General features: G+C 46.2%; 19 protein-coding genes and 1 other annotated feature. Of the genes, 14 read left to right on the top strand and 5 right to left on the bottom strand.

The features are described 5' to 3' along the window. Positions 1–120: 120 nt before the first annotated feature. Complete coding sequence (gene fdhD / locus OF158_RS11565; protein ID WP_014097714.1) at positions 121–930, top strand: formate dehydrogenase accessory sulfurtransferase FdhD; 810 nt, start codon at positions 121–123, stop codon at positions 928–930. Positions 931–1,142: 212 nt separating this feature from the next. After that, positions 1,143–1,341 (top strand) — a binding site (T-box leader). A 143-nt stretch (positions 1,342–1,484) separates the two neighbouring features. Continuing rightward, positions 1,485–2,744 carry a tyrosine--tRNA ligase gene (tyrS, locus tag OF158_RS11560; protein ID WP_035184333.1) on the top strand — a complete coding sequence of 420 codons (1,260 nt, stop codon included), beginning with the start codon at positions 1,485–1,487 and terminating at the stop codon, positions 2,742–2,744. Positions 2,745–2,843: 99 nt separating this feature from the next. On the opposite strand, the gene OF158_RS11555 is transcribed toward tyrS, so the two are convergent. Beyond that, on the bottom strand, positions 2,844–4,217 hold the full coding sequence (locus OF158_RS11555; RefSeq protein WP_035184335.1) for a sigma-54 interaction domain-containing protein: 1,374 nt from the start codon (positions 4,215–4,217) through the stop codon (positions 2,844–2,846). A gap of 182 nt (positions 4,218–4,399) precedes the next feature. On the opposite strand from OF158_RS11555, the gene pruA reads away from it, so the two are divergent. After that, positions 4,400–5,947, top strand: a complete 1,548-nt coding sequence (gene pruA, locus OF158_RS11550) for an L-glutamate gamma-semialdehyde dehydrogenase (protein ID WP_035184337.1) — start codon at positions 4,400–4,402, stop codon at positions 5,945–5,947. A gap of 15 nt (positions 5,948–5,962) precedes the next feature. Next, positions 5,963–6,958, top strand: a complete 996-nt coding sequence (locus OF158_RS11545; protein WP_035184340.1) for a proline dehydrogenase family protein — start codon at positions 5,963–5,965, stop codon at positions 6,956–6,958. Positions 6,959–7,169: 211 nt separating this feature from the next. Here the strand turns inward: OF158_RS11545 and OF158_RS11540 are convergent, their stop codons facing one another. The 3 genes from OF158_RS11540 to OF158_RS11530 form a co-directional block, all read right to left on the bottom strand. Continuing rightward, complete coding sequence (locus OF158_RS11540) at positions 7,170–7,607, bottom strand: helix-turn-helix domain-containing protein (RefSeq protein ID WP_026683661.1); 438 nt, start codon at positions 7,605–7,607, stop codon at positions 7,170–7,172. A gap of 369 nt (positions 7,608–7,976) precedes the next feature. After that, complete coding sequence (gene rpsD / locus OF158_RS11535; protein ID WP_013859951.1) at positions 7,977–8,579, bottom strand: 30S ribosomal protein S4; 603 nt, start codon at positions 8,577–8,579, stop codon at positions 7,977–7,979. A gap of 436 nt (positions 8,580–9,015) precedes the next feature. Beyond that, entirely contained in the window at positions 9,016–10,326 is a 1,311-nt protein-coding gene (locus tag OF158_RS11530) for a transposase family protein (protein ID WP_043052509.1), read from the bottom strand. Between the two features lie 469 nt (positions 10,327–10,795). Between OF158_RS11530 and OF158_RS11525 the strand changes: the two genes are divergently transcribed. Next, positions 10,796–12,664, top strand: a complete 1,869-nt coding sequence (locus OF158_RS11525; RefSeq protein ID WP_035184349.1) for a sensor domain-containing diguanylate cyclase — start codon at positions 10,796–10,798, stop codon at positions 12,662–12,664. 205 nt (positions 12,665–12,869) lie between these two features. On the opposite strand, the gene OF158_RS11520 is transcribed toward OF158_RS11525, so the two are convergent. Beyond that, on the bottom strand, positions 12,870–13,349 hold the full coding sequence (locus OF158_RS11520) for a GAF domain-containing protein (RefSeq protein ID WP_014097722.1): 480 nt from the start codon (positions 13,347–13,349) through the stop codon (positions 12,870–12,872). Between the two features lie 162 nt (positions 13,350–13,511). On the opposite strand from OF158_RS11520, the gene refZ reads away from it, so the two are divergent. The 9 genes from refZ to OF158_RS11475 all read left to right on the top strand — a co-directional run bounded on the left by refZ (position 13,512) and on the right by OF158_RS11475 (position 23,266). Continuing rightward, entirely contained in the window at positions 13,512–14,150 is a 639-nt protein-coding gene (gene refZ, locus OF158_RS11515) for a forespore capture DNA-binding protein RefZ (protein ID WP_017551288.1), read from the top strand. A 292-nt stretch (positions 14,151–14,442) separates the two neighbouring features. After that, the gene (ezrA, locus tag OF158_RS11510; protein WP_014097724.1) at positions 14,443–16,143 is read left to right on the top strand and encodes a septation ring formation regulator EzrA; all 1,701 of its coding nucleotides are present in this window, start codon (positions 14,443–14,445) and stop codon (positions 16,141–16,143) included. A 366-nt stretch (positions 16,144–16,509) separates the two neighbouring features. Then, positions 16,510–17,664, top strand: coding sequence for a cysteine desulfurase family protein (locus tag OF158_RS11505; protein WP_035184352.1), 1,155 nt, complete (start codon positions 16,510–16,512; stop codon positions 17,662–17,664). Beyond that, positions 17,661–18,869: a tRNA uracil 4-sulfurtransferase ThiI gene (gene thiI / locus OF158_RS11500; RefSeq protein ID WP_035184354.1), complete on the top strand. Its 1,209-nt coding sequence runs from the start codon at positions 17,661–17,663 to the stop codon at positions 18,867–18,869. Before OF158_RS11505 ends, thiI begins: the two co-directional genes overlap by 4 nt. An 88-nt stretch (positions 18,870–18,957) precedes the next feature. Beyond that, positions 18,958–19,161, top strand: coding sequence for an alpha/beta-type small acid-soluble spore protein (locus OF158_RS11495; protein WP_013859944.1), 204 nt, complete (start codon positions 18,958–18,960; stop codon positions 19,159–19,161). Positions 19,162–19,294: 133 nt separating this feature from the next. Then, positions 19,295–20,869: an acyl-CoA synthetase MbcS gene (locus OF158_RS11490; RefSeq protein ID WP_026683658.1), complete on the top strand. Its 1,575-nt coding sequence runs from the start codon at positions 19,295–19,297 to the stop codon at positions 20,867–20,869. A gap of 115 nt (positions 20,870–20,984) precedes the next feature. Continuing rightward, positions 20,985–22,001 carry a signal peptide peptidase SppA gene (sppA, locus tag OF158_RS11485; RefSeq protein ID WP_026683657.1) on the top strand — a complete coding sequence of 339 codons (1,017 nt, stop codon included), beginning with the start codon at positions 20,985–20,987 and terminating at the stop codon, positions 21,999–22,001. Positions 22,002–22,014: 13 nt separating this feature from the next. Further along, the gene (locus OF158_RS11480) at positions 22,015–22,539 is read left to right on the top strand and encodes an RDD family protein (RefSeq protein ID WP_026683656.1); all 525 of its coding nucleotides are present in this window, start codon (positions 22,015–22,017) and stop codon (positions 22,537–22,539) included. Positions 22,540–22,594: 55 nt separating this feature from the next. Beyond that, a complete protein-coding gene (locus OF158_RS11475; RefSeq protein WP_026683655.1) occupies positions 22,595–23,266 on the top strand; it encodes a DUF2953 domain-containing protein in 672 nt (223 codons plus the stop codon). The last annotated feature ends 28 nt before the right edge of the window (positions 23,267–23,294 follow it).

Genomic DNA, 23,294 nt, shown 5'->3' with positions numbered 1-23,294 from the left:
TAGCATCTGATGCAAAAATGAACAAACCATCAGAGTGTTTTGCCTATTTGAGCGGGCGGCTTTTGTTTTTAATCTGATTCCTTTAAAATAAAACATTATAGACAGGGGGCTGTTGAACCCATGAAAAATGTGGACACGCAGAGGGAAATTCTCCGTTTCAAGAACGGGAGGCTCGAACGGGCGCTGGATACAGTCGCAACGGAATTCCCGGTGACATTAAAAGTGAATGGGCAGGAATGGGTGACGATGGTGTGCACACCTGAATATATCGAGGACATGGCGGTCGGTTATCTTGTGTCGGAAAGGGTTGTCCGGCGCTATGAAGATATCCGCGACATCTGGACGGATGAAAAAGGAGGATTCGTCCATGTCCGGACCGATCATCTTAATCCTTATTACGAACAGCTGCAAAATAAACGTTATATCACCTCCTGCTGTGGAATGAGCAGGCAGGCGTTTGTTTTTGTCAATGATGCTCTGGCGGCGAAAAAAATGGACGGTGTGCACGTCCGGATTACAGTTGATGATTGTTTCCGGCTGATGGAAGCATTGCAGGAGAATGCCGAAGTGTTTAAAAAAACAGGGGGCGTCCATAATGCTGCGCTGTGCGATGCCGGCGGGATCCTTGTCAGCCGGATGGATATCGGCCGCCATAACGCGCTTGATAAAATTTACGGATATTGTTTGAAAAATCAGGTTTCCACAAAAGGGAAAATCCTTGCATTCAGCGGGCGCATTTCCTCGGAAATTTTATTGAAGACAGCCAAAATCGGCTGCGAGGTGATTTTATCGAAATCGGCACCCACCACACTCGCCCTGGAATCCGCCGAAGAACTCGGCATTACCACGATCGGCTTTATCCGCGGCGGGTCGATGAATATTTACACCTGCCCGGAACGGATTGCCGGTGTTGCCGCCCATGCCCGGTGATTGCCGGGTGTATACGATCGGAAAGGCACGGTTTGGGTTGGAAGAAAACGGGAAGACACGCTGGAAGGCGTGCTTCGGGACGGAACAGGGCCTTTGCCGGATGAGGAAAGGTTAAAATGGGCATTACCGGATTTGAAGAAAGCGCTGGTGCAGCCTGCTTGGCAAGGTTGACATTTCAAAATGTATATGGTAAAATAACTTACAATTTGATGAATGAAGCGTCGAAAGGATCAAGTAGCTTCCTGTTGCTGCATACAAGAGAGCCGGTGGTTGGTGCGAACCGGTACAGGCAGGCGGCGAATTACACCCCGGAGCTTTTGCCGGATACGGCAGACGGCCCCCAGCCGTTATCCAAATGAGTGGAGAAGCAATTCTCAAGTTGGGTGGTAACGCGATACAATCGTCCCTTCGTTTTGACGGAGGGGCGTTTTTATTGTTTACAGGAAAAAGAAGGCAGCATACAGGTTTCATGATCCCATCATCGTTAAGTAGGGCACTTGGAACCTGAAAGATGCCGGCACCAGAGGCTACATAAAAAAGGAGTGGGATTTTAAATGGATTTACTTGAAGATTTAAAATGGCGGGGGATCATTTACCAGCAAACAGACGAAGAAGGGCTCGCGGAGTTGCTTCAAAACCGGAAAGTGACCCTGTATTGCGGGATTGACCCGACAGGCGACAGCATGCATATCGGGCATCTTCTCCCGTACCTCACGCTGCGTCGCTTCCAGCAGGCGGGACACCGGCCGATTGTCGTGCTCGGCGGGGCAACCGGCATGATCGGCGACCCGAGCGGCAAGAAGGAAGAAAGAAAGCTGTTAACGGTTGAAAAGGTCAAGCAAAACGGCGAAGCATTGAGAAAACAGCTGGAACGATTTTTCGATTTTGACGGCGAGTCAGCCGCCATCATGGTCAATAACTATGACTGGCACGGCTCGATGGACCTTGTTACTTTCCTGCGTGATTACGGAAAGCATATCGGCATCAACTACATGCTTGCAAAAGATACGATCGCATCCCGGCTTGAAACTGGTATTTCGTTTACGGAATTTACATATACGATCCTCCAGGCCGTCGACTACTTTAACTTGTATAAACAATACAACTGCCGCCTGCAAATCGGCGGAAGTGACCAGTGGGGCAATATTACAAGCGGCCTTGAGCTGATCCGCAAGCTTGAACCGGAAGGCGAAAAAGCTTTCGGACTAACCATTCCGCTTGTCACAAAAGCGGACGGCACCAAATTCGGGAAAACAGAAAGCGGCGCAGTCTGGCTCGATGCCGAGAAAACATCGCCATATGAGTTTTACCAGTTCTGGGTCAACACGGCTGACCTCGATGTCGTAAAATACTTGAAGTACTTCACCTTCTTGCCAAAAGAAGAAATCGAAGAGCTGGAAAAATCGGTTGAAACCGAACCGCATCTCCGCAAAGCCCAAAAAGCGCTGGCCGCGGAAATGACAAAACTGATCCATGGGGAGGAAGCATTGCAGCAGGCTTTGAATATTACGGAAGCATTGTTCAGCGGCAATGTGAAGAAACTGTCGGCTGAAGAAATGAAGCAGGGATTTAAAGATGTTCCGTCATTCCAGCTTGAAAGCGAAGAACAAAAGCAGCTTGTGGAGTTGCTCGTTGCCGCCAAAATCTCCCCGTCAAAACGCCAGGCACGCGAAGATATCCAAAACGGTGCCATTTACGTAAACGGTGACCGCATAACGGATCTCGGCTATGCGTTAGGGGAACAGGATAAAATCGGCGGCGAATTTACCGTCATTAGAAGGGGAAAGAAAAAATACTTTTTAATTAAACATTGAGGATAAAGGGATGCACAATGGAGATGCCTAAAATGTGCATCCCTTTTTTATGGTTCCAATTGCGACTTGCCTTTCTCTTTTCGTTTTTCCCGCCGGAAGTCAGCTCCCAATTCCAAATTTTTTCAACTTCTGATACAAGGTGACCCTTGAAATGCCCAGTTCTTTTGCTGCGGCGGATTTGTTCCCGCCTGCTTTGCGCAATGCTTTTTCGATGAGCTGTTTTTCCATATTTTCTTTTTCCACAGGCAAAGTGCCGCTTTCCGGGAGGACGTGTTCGGACGCCCGCATTTCGGTTCCTTGGAAAAAGCGAAGAAGGGAAGTACGGTCAATAAACGGCTTTTCTGATAAAATCACCATCCGTTCCATTAAATTCCTGAGCTCCCGGACATTCCCCGGCCAATCGTACGTTTGCAGGAAAGAGAGGGCATCGGGGGCAAGCTCCGGTTCAGGCATTTTATACTGGACGGCAAATTGTTTTAGAAAGTAGCGGGCAAGGATCGGAATATCGTCTGGGCGCATCCTTAATGGCGGCATCGTAATTTGAATAACATTTAGCCGGTAATAAAGGTCCGACCTGAATGTCTTTTCTTTCATCATTTTTTCAATGTCCTGGTTTGTGGCGGCAATAAAGCGGACATTGATTTTCCTGCCCGAAGCGTCGCCAATGCGGTAAATCACTTTTTCCTGCAGCACGCGTAGCAATTTCACCTGCATATCGAGCGGCAGTTCGCCGATTTCGTCCAAAAACAGCGTACCTCCGTCCGCTTCTTCAATTTTTCCGGCTTTTCCTTTTTTCTCCGCACCCGTAAAGGTGCCTGGTTCATAGCCGAATAATTCGCTTTCAAACAAGGCAGAAGGAATCGAGCCGCAGTTCACCGGAATAAAAGGGCCGTTTTTCCGCGCACTTGCTTCATGGATGGCGCGCGCGCATATCTCTTTCCCTGTGCCGGACTCGCCGAGAATAAGCGTGACGGCATCCGTTTTCGCCGCTTTCGCCGCAATTTGGATCGTATTCCGGAGCACGCGGCTTTTCCCTTTTAATTTGGAAAAAGGCGTTTCTTCATAGCTTGTGTACATTTTTTGGCGCAATTCATTCAGCTCAATAGAAGTGGAGACGAGATTGTCGTTCAGCCTGACAATCTGGGTGATATCGCGTTCCACGGATACCGCGCCGATCAGACTGCCGCTGTTATCAAAAATGGGCCGGGCGTTCACAACAACATGCTTGTCAGGGCGGGGCCGGTGATACTGATCGGTAATACGGGCTTTTGTCCGCAACACTTTGAGCACCATTAAATCATCATCACGAAAAAAATCGGTAATTTTTTTGGTTAAGATCATTTCTTTTGGAATATTGTAAGTCCGGACGGCGGCATCGTTCCAATAAATGACTTCCTTTTTTTCGTTTACAATCGTAATCGCATCATTTTCCGCTGATAATACCGACTGCAAATAAGACAGTTCATTTGCCATTTCCCTCCTCCTCCCCTTTGTCGTGTAAAGGTATTGTACATTTGATTTACAATTATGTAAATATATTGTACATAGAAAACGGTTTATTTTTTTACAAATACAAAGCAAAAGGGGATGTTGCAGCAGTTGGCATGCTTTTTGCATGGTAATAAGTCAGAACGAGGATGAAGGAGGTTTTTTCATTGGTCTTGCCTTTTAAACATGAACCATTAACGGATTTTAACCAGCCTGAGAACGTACAGGCGTTTGAAGCGGCACTTGAAAAAGTGCGTGCGGAACTCGGAAAGGAGTACCCGCTTGTTATAAACGGAGAACGGATTTTTACGGAGGATAAGCTCGTATCCGTCAATCCTGCGAATAAAGAACAGGTTGTCGGGAAAGTTTCGAAAGCATCGAAAGCACTGGTTGACAAAGCTTTCGAAGGTGCCAATGAGGCATTTCGCAGCTGGCGGAAAATGGCACCTGAAACGCGGGCGAATGTGTTGTTCAAAGCCGCTGCGATTGCGCGCCGCCGCAAACATGAGCTGTCGGCGTGGCTTGTATTTGATGCCGGCAAGCCGTGGAGCCAGGCGGACGGGGATACGGCGGAAGGAATCGACTTTTTGGAATACTACGGCCGCCAGATGCTCGAGCTTGCAAAGGGGCAGGAAATGGCACAGCGTGAAAATGAGCACAATACTTATTTTTATCAGCCGATGGGACCGGGGGTAACGATTCCACCGTGGAATTTCGCTTTCGCCATTGTTTGCGGCACGACGGTTGCCCCGCTTGTTGCCGGGAACCCGGTTTTGCTGAAGCCTTCGGAAAGCACGCCTGTGATTGCATACAAACTCGTTGAAATTTTGGAAGAAGCGGGGGTTCCAAAGGGCGTGCTCCAGTTTGTGCCAGGCGATCCGGCGGAAATCGGCGATTATCTGGTGGATCATCCTTCCACCCATTGGATTAACTTTACGGGTTCCAAAGCAACGGGCCTGCGCATTTATGAACGGGCTGCGAAAGTGCAGAAGGGCCAGCACTTTTTAAAACGGGTTGTCGCTGAAATGGGCGGAAAGGATACGATTATTGTTGATAAAGAAGCGGATCTCGATCTTGCTGCAGATGCGATTGTCCAGTCGGCATTCGGTTTTTCCGGCCAGAAATGTTCAGCCTGCTCGCGGGCAGTCGTGCATGAAGACGTGTATGAAGAAGTGCTCGAAAAGGCGATTGCCCTTGCGAAAAACGTAACCGTCGGCGACCCGTCCGAAGAAAATGTGTATATGGGTGCAGTCATTAACGAAAAGCAGTTTAACAAGATTAAAAGTTATATAGAAATCGGCAAAGAAGAAGGCGAACTTGTCTTCGGTGGGGAAACGAATGGCGAAAAAGGATTTTTCGTTTACCCGACGATTTTTAAAGATGTATATCCAAAGGCACGGATCATGCAGGAAGAAATTTTCGGGCCGGTTGTCGCTTTTGCGAAAGGAAAAGATTTTGACGAACTGCTTGAAATTGCCAATAATACGGAATACGGACTGACAGGCGCCGTCATTTCGAAAAACAGGGAGCATTTGGAACGCGCCCGGTACGAATTCCATGTCGGCAACCTGTATTTTAACCGGGGATGCACGGCGGCCGTTGTCGGTTACCAGCCGTTCGGCGGTTTTAAAATGTCCGGCACCGATTCGAAAGCGGGCGGCCCGGATTATTTGAAGCTGTTTATGGAAGCAAAATCTGTATCGGAAATGTTTTAACGGGAGGAAAGGCGTATGGCGAATTTGACGAGAGATTTTTTCATCGGCCTTTCAAACAGCAGGTTTTTAAATAAAAGTGCACAAAAATGGGGTTTCCGGTTCGGTGCTGAAAAATTTGTGGCGGGGACGGATATTGATTCCGTCACCCGGACCATCCGGGAAATGAATGCCCGTGGAATCAGCTGTACCGTTGACAATCTGGGCGAATTCGTATCTGAAAAAGCGGAAGCGGAGTCGGCGAAACAGCGCATTCTGCAAATGCTGGACAGGATTCATGAGGAGAACCTGGATTGCCATATCTCGGTGAAACTGACCCAGCTCGGGCTTGATATTGACCGTGCGTTCTGCCTGCAAAATATGGAAGACATTTTGACGCGTGCAGCAGCATACGGGATTTTTATCAATATTGACATGGAAGATTATACCCATTTTCATGCTACAATAGAGGTGTTGAAAACCCTGCTTGAAACGTACCAAAATGTCGGGACAGTCATCCAGGCGTATTTGCGCAACGCCGAAGCGGTTATGGATGAACTGAAGGATGTCCGGCTCAGGATTGTAAAGGGCGCTTACAAAGAAAGCGAGACAGCCGCTTTTCAGTCAAAAGCGGAAATTGACCGGAACTATGTAAAGCTTGTAAAAAAACGGCTGCTCGGCGAGGCATATACGTCCATTGCCACCCATGACCACCACATCATTCGCGAACTGGAAGCATTTATTGAAGAAAACCAAATCCCGCACAGCCGGTTTGAGTTTCAGATGCTGTACGGATTTCGCCAGGAGATGCAGTATGAACTGGCGAAAAAATACCATTTCACGACGTACATGCCGTTCGGAAATGACTGGTTCGGCTATTATATGCGGCGCCTTGCCGAACGCCCGCAAAATGTGAACCTGATTGTAAAGGATGCACTGTATACAAAAGATAATAAATTGAAAAAAGAACCGCTTCTCACCGCTGCCCTGACCGCTTCGCTTTTCATGCTGTGGCGACGCAAAAGGAAGAGGTAAGAAAAAGGCCGCTCCGCAAAGCAACCGTGCCCCGGGCGGCCTTTTCTATTTCATTTTGTTGATTTGTATTTCTATCCCGGCCGCGCCGTGCCTAACCCGGCATGGGCAAGCTATCAGTAAATTGTGCCACAACGGTGAAAACCAATGGCACGGACTCCTCTTTTTTTATTTTCCCGCACGGTTAAGGACTTTCCAGTTTGGACCAACCCAATTATGCATATTGGACTTCTTTCGGTTCAATTTTTGTAATCGAAAACATGTTCATTGCTTCCATTACATCACGTATACGTTCAATCGTAGCGCCATAGTATTCATTTCTTTCATCCCTTGATACTTGAGACGGGGCCACTCCCAGTTTCTCTGTCAATTCGGCTTGGGACATGCCAATATATATTCTGTATGCAATTAAAGTTCTGCCGATGTTCCGTAAATTAATGACAGTGTCGAACTCTCCCCGCTTGATTCTTTCATAATAGTCCACTTCTTCTTTGAGTTGTTCGTGAAAAGACATATAAGGTTGGATGGCGAGATCAATTTGTTCTTGGGTGAGCCCCAAATCTTTAAATCTCAACTTCTCTGACTCAATAAATTCCCTGTCTTGTTTTAGCTTTTCTACAGCTTCTTTATAAGCACGCTCAGTTTTAATCATTGAATGACCCCTCACTTAAATTTATCTCTTCTTCTTTTTTGATATATTATTTTTGTAACGAGTTTGTCACTTTACAATTTTTACGATTCCTTTTGGCTTAAAAGTATTATTAATCTATATGTTAACTTCACATTAATGTTATATTTAATTTATCTCAAGATCCCTGTGAGATCAACTAAAACGTTGAAAAAATTTGATTTTTTGTAATCATTATGCCCCCGATGTATTGCTAATGATTGGTGCAGACTTATCCGTGGATTTTCCCGCTCGTCACTGGAATTCAGACACATAAAAGGCCCTGAAAAACTTGGTAAAACAAGTTTTTCAGGGCCTTATCACGGTTAGACAAACCGGTTAGATTGCCACCTATTATCTTGAATAGAACTCAACGATTAACGATTCGTTAATTTCAGCCGGCAGTTCCGAGCGTTCAGGGAGGCGGCTGTAAGTCCCTTCAAGCTTGTCTGCATCAAAAGAAAGGTAATCCGGAACGAATGTCGTTGTTTCGATCGCTTCTTTGATAACATCAAGGTTGCGGGATTTTTCGCGTACGCCGATCGTTTGCCCCGGTTCTACACGGTAAGACGGGATATCGACGCGTTTGCCGTCAACAAGAATATGCCCATGGTTTACGAGCTGGCGTGCTTGGCGGCGTGTGCGAGCCAAACCGAGACGGTAAACAAGGTTATCAAGGCGTGATTCCAAAAGAACCATGAAATTTTCACCGTGTTTCCCTTGCATTTTGCCAGCTTTCAGGAAAGTGTTGTGGAATTGGCGTTCATTTAAGCCGTACATATGGCGAAGCTTTTGTTTTTCCTGTAATTGCAAGCCATATTCAGACAATTTTCTGCGCTGATTCGGGCCGTGCTGTCCAGGTGCATAAGGACGCTTCTCCAATTCTTTTCCGGTACCGCTTAAAGAAATCCCGAGACGGCGGGACAATTTCCAGCTTGGACCTGTATAACGAGCCATGAAAGACTCCTCCTTTGTTTTTATTTTGTTGTAAAATAAAAACAGATATCATGGACACTTCTTCATGCGTATTTTGTTTTCATGTACCATCGCCCCAGCAGCAGAGGGTTACACGATACACCTTGCATTCAGGCAAGGAACAAAATACAAACACAAAGCCGTCCAATAAGGCTGCATTATTTTACACAACGTTGATTATATGTTTTCAAAGATAAAAAGTCAACAACAAATGCAAATTGGCAGTTCTGAAGAGTAAATTCATCAATTTTTAGATGTTTTATGATAAAATGACTTATCCACATTTAGAAAATTTTTCCATCTATTTTTTCTGCTTTCAAAGTCAAAAAGAGCCGAATTTGCAAATTTCTTTTTTAAAATTGTGGATAACTTCAAAAAAACCTTTTTTTACATCACATCCTTTGCTATAATATAACCATTAAGTAAACCTTACTTGTATTGGCTTACTTAAATGGGTGAAATCCTCGTCTGTTAAAATGCGTGTCCGAAACGATTCCAACAGATTTGAGGATTTTTCTTTTGCCGTTTTTTTGAGTGCTTTTAAGATTGACGAACCTTTTTCAAACAGCTGTCTAATAATATCTGTTATTTGAACTAATAAATAATGATTTTTCATGGCTGTGTAGTTTTGGCTATTGGCATGTTCTATATTGTAACGATTATTTTTTTGTTCGTTAAATCCTTGATTTTCAATCTTCCAGCGGCTTCTTCCTGCAGCGATGAGTCGTTCCACGTTCTTTTTCGTGATTTTAATATCCGTTATAAATACATACTCTTTCGATTTCCCATCCTCTGTTTTCATTGTGGCCTCCATCAGATTGACCGTTCTGTCTTTGTAGGCAATATCATTCACCCAAACTAATGAATTCTGATCCTTACTTTGTTCCAGCTCTTTTATTGCCTTAAACTCCGTCGAGATACTTTTAATTCTCCCTTCCTTAAATCTGCATATATATTTCCATTTGTGCGCCCTGCACAGATTAAATACCGTTTCACATGCATAGAGACTATCTCCCAAGATACAAATCGGTAGTCTTTTAAATATTTTTTTTATTTTCTTTGCCAGCCTGTCGAAGGCTTTTAATTCACAATCTTGCTTAGAAACATTTTCTGATTCATTTTCGATAAATTCGGAGGCAATACTGAAGACCATATCCCCCACGACAAGCTTGGCTTCAAGTACATGGTGCATATAAAGTACGTTCGTTTCTCCTGTTTCTTTATTTGTATATGCCCGTCTCAGGCAGTGTTTACAATGTTTCTTATGAAAGGTGTGTAATCCAGTTCCATCAATGATGACACCCCAGTACTTTCCTTCAATTCGATAAGACTCGAGAGACCTTTTTTTCAATAATTCTTTAATCATATACGTTCTAATTTTTTCTAATTCATTTACATCTAAGCCAGATAAAAAGTCGTTAATTGTATCATAATGTGGAAGTTCTTCAAGAGAATCTAAGCCTAACACCTTCCCTACATTTTTAATACATTCTTCTTTATTAAAACGCTCACTCATGTTTCTCATGGATTTTAGGCCGGTCATATTTTTCAACATCATCGTAAATAAAAGGACCTCTGGACCATAAGTGATATAGCTTTGATGTCGGTGGTCTGCTACCTTTTTTAGGTTATTCATCAGGTCTTTGAAAAAATGCTTCTGAATTTTAAGGAACTCGAAAAAATAATTTGCTTCTTTTTCACGATTTCTTTTTTCTTTTCTAGTAACCAAAATAAAAACCCCCTCAAAACAGCCAAGTTTAATTAGGGCTTGCTGAACGAATCAAATTTTAGCTTGTATTCGACTTGTCACTAAGCCATGCCAAAATATTCGTCCAGCAAGCTCTAATTATTTAAATTATTACATATTTAGCCGCATTTTTGGGGGGGGAATAGTTAAATTATCACGAAAAATTTTTACTCCTCAGAGCTGGCAAATTGGTCTGTGTTGCGACAAAAAATTTTCACATCCCGTTCGCACGGCTTCATAACAGGACTTAAGACACAATATATACAGTATATCGGTTAGGCAGACTGTACATTTATAGTTCTTTTGCATTATAATGGTATTAATTTGACCGGTTTTTAACATTTTTACGTCTCCCGTGCAGTTTTTTGTTTTAATATTCTTCATTTTCAAGGCTCGCGCTTTTTATGCGTTTTTCGCTTTTATACGGAAACAGGGTCAGGGTGATTAGGAAATGGAAAAGAAAGAAAATCATTTAATCCTATATTATAAGTCCCGTTTACTGGATTTAATGAATCTTGAGACAGCAAGTAGCCTGGATGACTGGGTGGCGGTCGTGGCAGAAGTGCTCAGCGCTGATCATATCGTGTATTATAAGCCGGACAGCGAGAACACAAAGTTTTACAAAATATGCGGCTTTTACAATCCTTTCCGGCATGACGTCGAACTTGTCGTGCCATCCGGAAAAATTAAAGCTTTAAAAACAGCCTCCCAGGTTGTCACAAATGGGAAACTGCAAAAGGATCCTTATTTAAAACAGTTTAACATTGCTTTTTTTATTCCGGAAAAAAACATGGAGGATGGCTGCCTGCTTCTTTCCATTCCAAACAGGATGTTCGGGGAGCTGTCTGACGCGGATTTGCAGGCGTTTGTCAGGGAAAGCCGGAACTTCCTGCAGCTGAAGTATGAGTTGTCTGTTGTCGAAGCCGACAGAAAGCGTTACATCGAATTATTCCAAGTGACCGGAAAATTCCATTCTTCCATGGATACGGATACGATCCTTGCAGAAATCATTTACACGCTGAAAAGGCTGTATCCGGTTTTTGAATACACCTTAATGCTGTCGGACGATTATCACCACAATCTTGATTTGCCGATCAAATCGCTGCAATATGATGCGGTCGACGAAATGGCGCTCGAATCATATGTAAACGGCCAGGTCCATCTTGCCACGGTATGGCGGACAAACGAAACGATGCTTTATGCGCCGCTAAGGGGAAAGCAGGGCGTGTACGGCGTGTTGCAGGTCATCACTTTTGCCAACTATGAATTTAACCGCAGCGATCTGGAATTTATCAGCCTGCTCGCCAATACGGCGGGAAGTGCGCTTGAGAATGCCAAGCTGTACCAGCAGTCGATGCAGTCCATTGAAGAACTCCGCCTGATCAATTCGGTTTCCCGCCAGTTAAATAAAAGCGCGAATTTAAAAGAAACCGTCGATTTTTTAATGGAGCAGATCTCCAGTTCATTTGATACCCAGGCAATCGGGTTCGTGATGATGGAGAATGGAAAAATGGACCTGCTTGAAGGCAGCAGCCCCATTTTTGAAGAAAAGGAAGGCATCCGGTATCTTGATTTTGCAAACCGTTCTTTTGCTGATACGAAAGAATCCCTGTTTATCAGCAACTTAAACCAGCGTTTTCCCGGCAGAAACTATTGCTTTTCTTCGCTGATGGCTGTCCCGATTATCCAGGAAGATGATTTAAAGGGGTTCTGCCTTGTTCTTCATGAAGCGCCTTACCATTTTTCTTTTGACAGGTTCAAACTTTTTCAGTCGCTTATTTATCAATCGGGCATGGCCTTAACCAACTCCATGCTTCGCGAGCGGCTTGAAAAAATGGTGATCACCGACCATCTTACCCAGCTGTTTGCCAAAAATTACTTGAACAGCCGGATGGAAACTTCTATCGGTGAAGATGAGCAGGGCACGCTGATTTTGCTCGATATTGACGACTTTAAAAAAGTCAATGACACATACGGCCATCAAGTCGGGGATGAAATTTTGATCCAGGTTGCAAAGCTGATCAAAGAAAACATTCGTTCAACCGATATCGGAGCAAGATGGGGCGGAGAGGAGATGGCGATTTATCTTCCCGGCGTGCCGCTTCAAACAGGGGTGCAGGTCGCCAAAAGGGTGCTTGCGGCTGTTGAGAAAAATACAAATCCTCCGGTTACCATTTCGTGCGGGGTGTCGTACTGGAATAAAGAGATGAATGAAACGGTGGAATCGCTTTTTAACAGGGCAGACGCCGGATTGTATCATGCGAAAAGCCTCGGAAAAAACCAGGTGGTCATCAGCGATATGGAAATGAAAGCCAATTAAGGGCGCACTGCAGCTGATTGCTTTTGTACAGCCGCCTTAAAAAACCCCCATTGCCTGATCCGGCAATGGGGGCATTTTTTATCCATTCGGTTATGGTTTTAATATCTGCTTCAGGCCGCTTAATCCTTGCTGCCTGCCAAGTTCGTCCGGCCTTTGGGACTCGGCATGCTTTTATCTCCTTATTTATCAACCTGCGAAACCGGCCTTACAGCACTTTTTCCAGCGCTGCGGCAAAAGCTGCCAGTCCCGCTTCATCTTCTGCATCAAATCGATTTTTTTCCGGGCTGTCGATATCCAAAACGCCGATCACTTCACCGTTTTTCATCAGCGGGACGACAATTTCGGATTGGGAAGCGGCGTCACAGGCAATATGGCCCGAAAACTGCTGCACATCGGCGACCCGGAGCACCCGTTTTTCTTTCCAGGCTGTCCCGCACACCCCTTTTCCATACGGAAGCCGTACACAAGCTGGCAAACCTTGGAACGGCCCGAGGACGAGTTCATCCCCGCTTGCGAAATAAAACCCGACCCAGTTCACCCGGTCAAGAAACTGGTTTAACAGCGCTGCAGCATTGCTTAAATTGGCAATTTTATCCGGTTCGTCTTCTGTGAGCGCGATCAGCTGTTTTACGACAAGATCATACTTTTCTTTCTTCGTTCCCTGGGGATTTTCTGCATGAAACATCGCCATCATCCTTACATCAGCAAATTTTTTAAAAACGGGGCGGGATTTTGTCGGAAAGTTTTTAAAGGAACCCCGGCCCGGCATATGGAATAGTACGGAATAGAATATTTTTAACACAAAAGGGGAAGCCCGGCAAGCAAAAAAGAGGAAAGGGTGGAACAAATGGACGGAAACAGCAGTGAAACAAAAGAAAAAATATTTAATACGGCGATTGCTTTATTTCATACGAAGGGCTATAAAGGAACAACAATCAGGGCGATTGCGGCTTCCGCAAAAGTCAATTCGGCCAATATTTCCTATTACTTTAACGGCAAACAGGGGCTATTGGAAGCGTGTTTTATCCGCTTTTTTGAACCGTATATTGCCTGCCTTGAAGAAGAAGTGCAAAATCTTTCGGAGGATGGATTAAAACGGGCGGCCTTCCGCATCCTGCACTTTCAAAGCGAAAACCACCTGCTGTCCAGATTTGTATGGCGGGAAGTCACCATTGATTCGCAAATTGTCCGCGAAATTTTGTCCACTTACTTCATGAAAGAGCGTTATTTATTAAAAAAGCTCGTCAAAGCCTGGTGCGGTCCCGGAATCCAGGCGGGCAAACTGAACTTTCTCATGATCCAGCTGAAAAGCATGCTGTCGATGCCGTATTTAAACAGCCAGTATATCCGCGAAGTATGGGGCATGCAGCCGGAAGAGCCGTATTTTGCCGAAAAATACGGCAAATCGGTTGCCGAATGGCTGGACAGCATCCGGCAAAACGCGGGGGCGCAGCCGGAACCGCTGCTGCTTGAAACCGCTTTTTAATGGCCGGAGCGGGCTGGCTGTTTTTAAAATGCCGGCAGCTTTCCGAAAAAGCCCGCCGACGTGCAAAAAATAAGCGCCGGCTTTTTTTATTGTGGGTACGGAAAAAACCTTCCCCAAAATGAATCGAAAAATCTCGAATTTCATAGTCAAATATTGTCATTACATGGTATCATAGAATAAAAATAAACATACATGCCTGTGGGTATCGGGAAGGATTGTTCCGGTATTCATACATACATAATGAGCGGATATTAAGGTTTGATTTGTGGACGAACGGGAGGCTTTCAAGTTTATGATGTATGGCATCATTGGCGCTATTCTTTTATTGCTGGTTTTATTGACTTGCGGTTTTTTTATCAGGAGGCAGTTTTACAAAGAGATTGACAAGCTTGAAGCATGGAAAATTGAAATCATGAACCGGCCTGTCACCGATGAGCTGGGAAAAGTCAAACGGCTCAATATGGGCGGGGAGGCGGAAAGTTTATTTGAAGGCTGGCGCAAAGACTGGGAGGACCTTTTAAACGAGGAACTGCCGGCAGTGGAAGATAAGCTCTTTGAAATCGAGGAGCACACTGACAAATACCGTTTCAAAAAGGCGAAGGCCGTACAGGCGGAAGCAGAGGCGATTCTTCAAACTGCGGAACAAAAAATAAAAGATATACTGGACGGCGTCAATGAACTGATGGATGCCGAGAAAGAATCCCGGAAAGAAGTGGAAGAACTCGGGAAAATCTTCAAAGACTTGAAGAAACAGCTTCTGACACGGCGCCATACATTCGGAAAAGCCATTAAAAGCCTCGACCTGAGAGTGGACAGCCTGGCGGAGAAATTTGTCCGTTACCATGAATTGACGGAAGCCGGGAACTATTTGGAGGCAAAGAAATTAGCCGATGAACTGAAAACTGAAACAGAAACATTGCAGGAGGATGCCGGAAAAATTCCGGATTTGCTGGCGGAAACGGAATCGCTTTTGCCGATGCAGTTTGCTGAATTGAAAGAGGGCTACAAAGAAATGGCTGCACAAGGCTTTGCGCTCGATCACCTGCAGTTTGATGAAGAAATGAAGGAGCTTACAGAAAAGCTATCGGCTTACCGGAAACAACTTGAACAGGCTGACACAGCGGATGTCGAGGAAGGCATCCGGGAAATCAAGGAAAGAATAGAAACGATTTACGATGTTTTAGAAAAAGAAGCGTACGCAAAAAACTATGTGCTCAAGCATTTCCGCGAAGTGAAGGATATGCTGGATGAAGTACGGGAAGAAAACAAGCGCCTCACAACAGAAACAGAATCCGTGCAAAAGACATACCAACTGCATGAGGAAAACATGGCCGTTCCTGCTGAACTCGATAAACAGTTGGAGAAACTGGCCGCGCGTTTGGCGGTCCTTGAAGTAAAAATTCCCGAAAACGAAACGATTTATACCGTGTTAAGCGAACAGCTCAAAGAAATGGAAGGGCAGATTGAAAAACTGCAGGATGACCAGAAGACGTTTAACGAATTTCTGCAGAACCTGCGGAAGGAAGAAATGGAGGCACGCGCGAAGATCGCGGGATTGAAGCGGAAAATCCAGGATATGCGCCGCCTTGTCGAAAGAAGCAATATCCCCGGGCTGCCGGACTCGTACCGCAGCCTGTATGAAGCGGCCTGGAACGCGATTCGTGATACTGCCGACAGCCTCCATGCCACGCCGCTAAACATGGAGAGGGTCAACCACCATCTGCTGGAGGCGGAACAGGCAGTCGGAAACTTTGAAAAAAGCACGAAAGCTTTATTGGAAAATGTTCAGCTTGCTGAAAAAGTGATTCAATACGGCAACCGTTACCGTGCTAAATATAAGAAAGTGGCGGACGGGCTGGAGCGCGCAGAAGTAGCTTTCCGGCGCTATGATTATGAGAAGGCGCTTGAAGAAGCCGCAACGACAGTGGAGGCGGTTGAGCCTGGTGCATTGAAAAAAATTGAAAAAATGCTGGAAACGGAAGAATTACTTTAAAGCAAACGGAAAAAATACGGAGCGCTCCCCGTTTTTTTCGTTTGCTTTTTTCCATGCCTTTCAGCCGGACGCACGCATTCGTTTTGACGCCGGGTTCTTTAGCCTGGTAAACAGGTACGGGTGAAGACCTTTGAGCCTTAAGCGACGCATTTCTGCCTGAACGGGTTAACCACGCACGGGCGGAAGGCGCAGGACCATTACCACCCCATTTTGAAGATTAAAGCCGGTGCCGCAAAAAAGCGGCAGGGAGACCGGAATGGGTGTTGCATAACGGGAGTATATCGGTTGTAGGTTCGGTATCCGGCATGGTATATTAAGCAATGATGCAGGTTTGGATCCAATTTTATGCCAACAGAGGGTGTTCAAATGATTTACTTTGACAACAGTGCCACAACGAAGCCTTATCCGGAAGTGCTGGATGCTTTTGTGAAAACATCGGAAAACTATTTTGCAAATCCCTCTTCCCTGCACAGCCTCGGCGCGCGTACAGAGAAACTTCTCACGCAGGCAAGACGGCAAATTGCAGGTATTCTCGGCGCAGACGAGAACGAAATTTTTTTCACATCCGGCGGCACGGAAGGCAATAATCTGGCCATTAAAGGGACAGCCCTCGCATACCGTTCAAGGGGGCGCCATATCATTACGACGGCTGTTGAACACGCATCTGTTTTTGAAACGTGCCGGCAGCTGGAAGAATGGGGCTTTCGCGTCACGTATTTGCCGGTTGACAAGAGCGGAAGGATCAAACTGGACGATTTAAAACAGGCCATCACGGATGAAACGATTCTTGTTTCCGTGATGCATGTGAATAACGAAGTCGGAACAGTGCAGCCGGTGGAAGAAATCGGACAGCTTCTGAAACATTACCCGAAAATCCTGTTCCATACAGACGATGTCCAGGGCTGCGGAAAAGTCCCGCTTTCCCTGCGTGAGGCCGGCATCGATCTTTGCACGGTTTCCGCGCATAAATGCCATGGCTTAAAGGGAACCGGGATATTATATAAACGGGCAAATCTCCGCCTGTCGCCGCTTTTAACCGGCGGGCACCAGGAGAGCGGCTTGCGCAGCGGCACCGAAAATACAGGCGGAATCGTTGCAGCCGGCAAAGCGCTCCGCCTGATCCATGAAAAATTTGAAGCAGGGGCGGCAGAAAGAACGGCCCGTATCCGGGATGCCCTGATCGAAAAACTTCAGGAGATGCCTGCTGTAACCGTCCATACCAATCCGGCTGTTTCAGCACCGCACATCCTGAATTTTTCCGTCCGCGGCATCCGCGGTGAAGTGCTCGTGCACGCGCTTGAAGAGGAAGGCATTTATATTTCAACAACAAGCGCCTGTTCTTCTAAAACGCGGGAACTGAGCCGCACGCTTCTTGCCATGGGGGTTTCCGAAGACGAAGCCGAATGGGCGGTGCGTGTGAGCCTTTCTTATGAAAATACAATGGAAGAAGCGGAACGTTTTATCCGCATATTAAGGCAAACAACCACAAATTTACAACAAGTGTTGGGGAGAAATCAATGAACTATGACCGCATTTTAATCCGTTACGGGGAACTTTCGACAAAAGGGCATAACCGCCAGTTTTTTATCCGCCATTTAAAAGACAATGTCAAAAAAGCGCTCAGGCCTTTTCCCGGCATTGAAGTTCAGGCACTGTACGACCGCATGTACGTGCTTTTACATGGCGCAGATGGCGGGCAAGTCATCGACATTTTAAAATCGATCTTCGGGATTCAGTCGTTCAGCCCGGCCGTCCGCACCCGGAAACAGCTCGAAGACATCGAGCAGGCGGGGCTCGAACTCGTCCGGCAAAATTTTGCGAAAGGCAAAACCTTCAAAGTGTCAGCCCGCCGCGGCGATAAAACATTTGAATACAATTCGAATGATTTGAACCATCTCGTCGGCGGCTATATTTTAAAGCAACTGGACGGCATTCAAGTCAATGTAAAACAGCCGGATATCGAGCTGCTTGTGGATGTCCGGAAAAACGGCGTTTATTTGTCCACTGAAGTGATAAAAGGATCCGGCGGGCTTCCGGTCGGTGCATCCGGCAAAGCGATGCTCATGCTTTCGGGTGGTATTGACAGCCCGGTTGCAGGATACCTCGCGATGAAACGCGGCGTGAAAGTGGAAGCGGTCCATTTCCACAGCCCGCCGTTTACAAGCCCGCGTGCAAAGCAAAAAGCGCTTGACCTTGCGCAAAAAATTTCCGCCTACAGCGGCTCCATGAAAGTGCATATTGTCCCCTTTACAAAAATCCAGGAAACGATCCATAAAGGGGTTCCGGAAGGCTATTCGATGACCGTGCAGAGAAGGGTGATGCTTGAGATTACCGACCGGCTCCGTAAAATTCATAACGGGCTTGCGATTGTAACCGGCGAAAGCCTCGGCCAGGTTGCCAGCCAGACGCTCGACAGCATGGTTGCAATCAATGATGTCACAACGACACCAGTGTTGCGGCCGCTTGTTTCGATGGATAAGCTGGACATTATTGATATTGCCCAAAAAATCGGCACATACGACATCTCAAGCCTTCCGTATGAAGACTGCTGCACGATTTTCACGCCGCCTTCGCCGAAAACACGGCCGAAACTCGAGCTTGCGCGTCTTTACGAAAGCCGCCTCGACCTGGAACCATTGATTGAAGAAGCGGTGCAAAATACGGAGGACGTCTTTATTACACCAAATGAAACGGCGCAGGAAGAAGATTTTTCTGAGCTGTTATAAAATCCAGTAATTGGCAGCACCGCCAATAAACTTACAACATGATGCCATGTGTTTATGCGCAATCTATACTCACAAGGAGGTGAGACACATGGCACAAAGCAACAACAGCAACCAATTGCTTGTAAGCGGTGCTGAACAAGCACTGGACCAAATGAAATACGAAATCGCTCAGGAATTTGGCGTAAACCTTGGTGCTGATACGACTTCCCGCGCAAACGGGTCTGTCGGCGGCGAAATCACGAAACGCCTTGTTTCGATGGCTGAACAACAATTAGGCGGTACTTCCCGATAACTGAATGAAGAATGGATAGAGAAGCGGGCCTGAATCGGGTCCGCTTCTACTTGTTTTTGGCGTAAATTTGTATCATATTTTTTTAATATCAGGTATAATAATGAGGTACTAAAAAATTCTGGAGGCGATTCGCTTGCGTCGTAGTGACCTGATTGCGCCACAAACATACAATATAGCCGAAGAAATTGAGAAATATGCCCGGGACCCGCACAAAGTTGCGCTGATTTGGGAAGACAAAGAAGGCATGCACAGAGAAGTCACATATAAAGAATTAATTGAAAATGCAAACCGGACCGGCCATGTCTTTTTGGAAAGCGGGCTGAAAAAGGGAGATACCATACTTGTCATGGTTCCGCGTATTGTAGAAGCATACGAAGTATATCTCGCTGCAATGAAATGCGGCATCGTTCTTTTGCCGGCATCGGAAATGCTGCGGACAAAAGACCTTGACTACCGGATCGAAGCAGGGGATGTAAAAGGCGTTGTCGCCCATTATTCATGCACTGCACAGTTTAGAGATGTACGTGGTATTGAAAATTTGGAAAAATTCGTGATTGGAGAACCGGAACAGGGATGGGCGTTCCTGGATGAAAAGAAAAAAGCAGCCCCTTGTGAACTGGAAATCTTCAAAACGTCAAAAGATGATATCGCCATTTTGTCCTATACTTCCGGGACAACCGGCAATCCGAAAGGCGTTATCCATACGCACAGCTGGGGATATGCCCATTTGCGCACGGCTGCCCCGAACTGGCTTGGCATTCAAGAAGGCGACCGTGTTTGGGCGACGGCCGCACCGGGATGGCAAAAATGGGTGTGGAGTCCGTTCCTTTCCGTTCTCGGTTCAGGCGCAATCGGGTTTGTTTACAACGGCCGTTTTGACCCTGAAAAATATTTGTCCCTTTTAGATGAATATGAAATCAATGTGCTCTGCTGCACACCGACTGAATACCGTTTAATGGCAAAAGTCGATGATTTGTCCCAGTATCATCTGAAAAGCTTAAGGAGCGCGGTCTCAGCCGGAGAACCGCTGAACCGCGAAGTCATCGATGTTTTCCAAAACCATTTCGGCATCACGATCCGCGACGGTTACGGCCAGACGGAAAGCACGCTGCTCGTCGGTTATTCCCTTGATACGCCGTTGCGCCCGGGTTCAATGGGCAAACCGTTTCCCGGGAATGAAGTCGAAATCGTAAATGATGACGGGAAGCCGTGCAAACCGGGTGAAACCGGCGATATTGCCGTCCATAGAGACACGCCTGCGCTTTTTAAAGGCTATTATAAAGAGCCAGAGCGCACGGCCAAGCAGTACCGCGGCGATTACTTCATTACAGGGGACAGGGCAAGAAAAGACGAGGACGGTTATTTCTGGTTTGAAGGCAGGCGGGATGATATCATTATTTCTTCCGGCTATACGATCGGACCGTTTGAAGTCGAAGATGCCCTTGTCAAGCATCCGTATGTGAAAGAATGTGCCGTTGTTGCAAGCCCGCACGAAATCCGCGGCAGCATTGTGAAAGCTTTTGTCGTTTTAAAAGACGGCATCAGCGAGAATGTGCCGGGTCTTGTAAAAGAACTGCAAAACCACGTCAAACAACTGACCGCGCCGTACAAATATCCGCGTGCAATTGAATTTATCAAGGAATTGCCAAAAACGGCCTCCGGCAAAATTCGCCGTGTCGAGCTCAGGCAGCAGGAATGGAATAGATAAGAAACGAAAAGCCGGGCATTTTTTTTCAAAAAATGCCCGGCTTTTTGTTTTAATGTCCCGGATCTTCAAGTAGAATAAAAGAAAAACCAAAAAAGTGGAAGGATGAAATGTTGGCATGAACAAAAAAAGATGGGGAGCGCTTGCTTTGGCAGGCGGGCTGTTCGTCGTTTCCATTATTGTGAACTTGGCGAGCATGGCGGCATCAACCAACTTTTCCAAAATCTTTAAAGAGACCGTGGAAGCTGGGGAAGGGGATGTTTCCGAAAATGTATTGCAGGATGGGAATGAGTCAAAGAAAATCGTCGTGCTGAATGTGAACGGGACAATTCAGGATACCGGCACGACACCATCACTGCTTGACACCGGTGAATATAACCACCAAAGTTTTTTGAAAGAACTGGATCAGGCGAAAAAAGACAGCGATGTAAAAGGGATCATTTTACATATTAATTCACCGGGCGGCGGGGTGGCCGAGTCGGCAGAAATCCATCACCATCTGATGGAAATTAAAAAAGATACGAAGAAGAAAATTTATGTGTCCATGGGGCCGACTTGCGCATCCGGCGCTTATTATATTTCAACGCCGGCCAATAAAATATTCGCAAGTCCGGAAACATTGACCGGATCGCTCGGGGTGATCATGGAAAGCGTGAATTACGGGAAGCTTGCCAAAAAATACGGCATTGATTTTCCTGTCATCAAAAGCGGGGAGTATAAAGACATTATGAGCCCTTACCGGGACATGACGAAGAGCGAAAAAGAAATGCTGCAGAAAATGGTGAACAATTCGTATAACGGTTTTGTCAAAGTCATCTCTGAAGGGCGCCACATTCCGAAAGAACAGGTGCGCAAAATTGCGGACGGGCGTGTATACGACGGCAAGCAGGCGCTGGATTTGCATCTGATTGACAAATACGGTTACCTGGATGACACCATTGCGGCGATGAAAAAAGATCTTCATCTCGGAAAAGCACAGGTTGTGGAATATGAATCAAGTGGCGGGTTTGGGTCGCTGTTTTCCGCCTCAGCGCAAAAAATGCTCGGCAAAGAAGCAGAAGCCTCGGGGCTTGCACGTTTATTGTCGCAATCGAACGCACCGCGCCTGATGTACCTGTATTCCGGGGCTGAGTAAGGGGGGAGCTTGAATGAATTCAAACGAAAACCAAATGCCTGAAACGGTGAATCCCGGGACGGAACAAAAACGCGAGGAGTTATTCGGGGCCCGTTATGCCGGGTTCTGGATGCGGTTTTGGGCCTATTTGCTTGATCTGCTTGTTGTAGTAAGTGTGAAGTGGCTGGTTATCCATCCCATTTTCCGGTTTTCCGGCTTGTCTCTCACAGAAGATAAAATTTATGCACCGATTACGGTGGCATCGGCCGTTGTATTTTACGGGTACTTTGTCCTGATGACGAAATTTTTCGGCCAGACGCTTGGAAAAATGGTATTTGGCCTCAGGGTTGTGCCGGTGAACCATCCCGGTCCGCTGAAATGGAGCACCGTTTTATTCCGGGAATGGATCGTCCGTTATGTTTGTGTCACCATTTCGGCCATCTATATTATCGTTGCATTTACGCCGAAAAAACAAGGGGTGCACGATTTGTTTGCCGATACGGTCGTCATTCATGAACGTTCCCAGGAACCGGTCTATCCTTATTATGAACCTGCTTAAAGGCAGGTTTATTTTTTTGCCCTGTTGGCGATAATGATGGCAAAAAAGGCTGATGATGGAAATGACATGGTGGCTGTCCGCGGCTCTCGGCATTGCCGCAATCGTTGCGGTTCTTTGGTTCTCTTCCCTGTCCGTCCTCATTGAATACGGGCACCGCCGGGATGATGATAAAATTTTTATTCAAATCAGGGTTTGGGGCATCATCCGCTATACCGTGAAAATCCCGGCAGTGAAAGTGGACAGGAAAAAACCCGGCGTCGTATATGAAAAAGAGACAAAACATGCAGAGTATGAAAGGAGCATTACGCCGGATGTGCTCGAACAGCGGATTGAAGATGTGAAACAAATTGCGGAGCGCGTCATCGGTTTAAAGGCGATTGTAGGCAAGTTCATCCGCAGTGTCCAGTTGAGAAAATTCGAATGGCATACAGCAATCGGGCTGCATGACGCCGCGTGGACGGGAATTGCCGCCGGAAGTATTTGGGCGGTAAAAGGGGGAATACTAAGCCTCATAACCACAAATCTGCGGGTAAAAACGGATCCTGTCCTCTCTGTTACACCCTTTTTCCAAAATCCGGTTTCTGAAACGCAGTTAAAATGTATGGTGAAAATCCAGATTGGGAAAGCTATACTGGCCGCATTTAAAGTGTTGAAATACTGGCGGGGAGGAAAAGCGGAAATCGCGCTTAAACCGGTTTCCGAATCAGAAAACGGCCGGCATGCTTAAATCCCGGCAGAAACGAATGACAGGAGGA

It is taken from the genome of Weizmannia sp. WK01, assembly GCF_025905465.1.
Taxonomy (GTDB): Bacteria; Bacillota; Bacilli; order Bacillales; family Bacillaceae_C; genus Weizmannia; species Weizmannia faecalis.
Note: the sequence above shows the minus strand (reverse complement) of the source record. Positions and strands in the feature narration are given on the sequence as shown.

Excerpts from the sequence above, each read along its gene's own strand:
- fdhD (WP_014097714.1), top strand. The coding sequence starts at position 121 with ATGAAAAATGTGGACACGCAGAGGGAAATTCTCCGTTTCAAGAACGGG.
- tyrS (WP_035184333.1), top strand. The coding sequence starts at position 1,485 with ATGGATTTACTTGAAGATTTAAAATGGCGGGGGATCATTTACCAGCAA.
- OF158_RS11555 (WP_035184335.1), bottom strand. The coding sequence starts at position 4,217 with ATGGCAAATGAACTGTCTTATTTGCAGTCGGTATTATCAGCGGAAAAT.
- OF158_RS11545 (WP_035184340.1), top strand. The coding sequence starts at position 5,963 with ATGGCGAATTTGACGAGAGATTTTTTCATCGGCCTTTCAAACAGCAGG.
- OF158_RS11540 (WP_026683661.1), bottom strand. The coding sequence starts at position 7,607 with ATGATTAAAACTGAGCGTGCTTATAAAGAAGCTGTAGAAAAGCTAAAA.
- rpsD (WP_013859951.1), bottom strand. The coding sequence starts at position 8,579 with ATGGCTCGTTATACAGGTCCAAGCTGGAAATTGTCCCGCCGTCTCGGG.
- OF158_RS11525 (WP_035184349.1), top strand. The coding sequence starts at position 10,796 with ATGGAAAAGAAAGAAAATCATTTAATCCTATATTATAAGTCCCGTTTA.
- OF158_RS11520 (WP_014097722.1), bottom strand. The coding sequence starts at position 13,349 with ATGTTTCATGCAGAAAATCCCCAGGGAACGAAGAAAGAAAAGTATGAT.
- refZ (WP_017551288.1), top strand. The coding sequence starts at position 13,512 with ATGGACGGAAACAGCAGTGAAACAAAAGAAAAAATATTTAATACGGCG.
- ezrA (WP_014097724.1), top strand. The coding sequence starts at position 14,443 with ATGATGTATGGCATCATTGGCGCTATTCTTTTATTGCTGGTTTTATTG.
- OF158_RS11505 (WP_035184352.1), top strand. The coding sequence starts at position 16,510 with ATGATTTACTTTGACAACAGTGCCACAACGAAGCCTTATCCGGAAGTG.
- thiI (WP_035184354.1), top strand. The coding sequence starts at position 17,661 with ATGAACTATGACCGCATTTTAATCCGTTACGGGGAACTTTCGACAAAA.
- OF158_RS11495 (WP_013859944.1), top strand. The coding sequence starts at position 18,958 with ATGGCACAAAGCAACAACAGCAACCAATTGCTTGTAAGCGGTGCTGAA.
- sppA (WP_026683657.1), top strand. The coding sequence starts at position 20,985 with ATGAACAAAAAAAGATGGGGAGCGCTTGCTTTGGCAGGCGGGCTGTTC.
- OF158_RS11480 (WP_026683656.1), top strand. The coding sequence starts at position 22,015 with ATGAATTCAAACGAAAACCAAATGCCTGAAACGGTGAATCCCGGGACG.
- OF158_RS11475 (WP_026683655.1), top strand. The coding sequence starts at position 22,595 with ATGGAAATGACATGGTGGCTGTCCGCGGCTCTCGGCATTGCCGCAATC.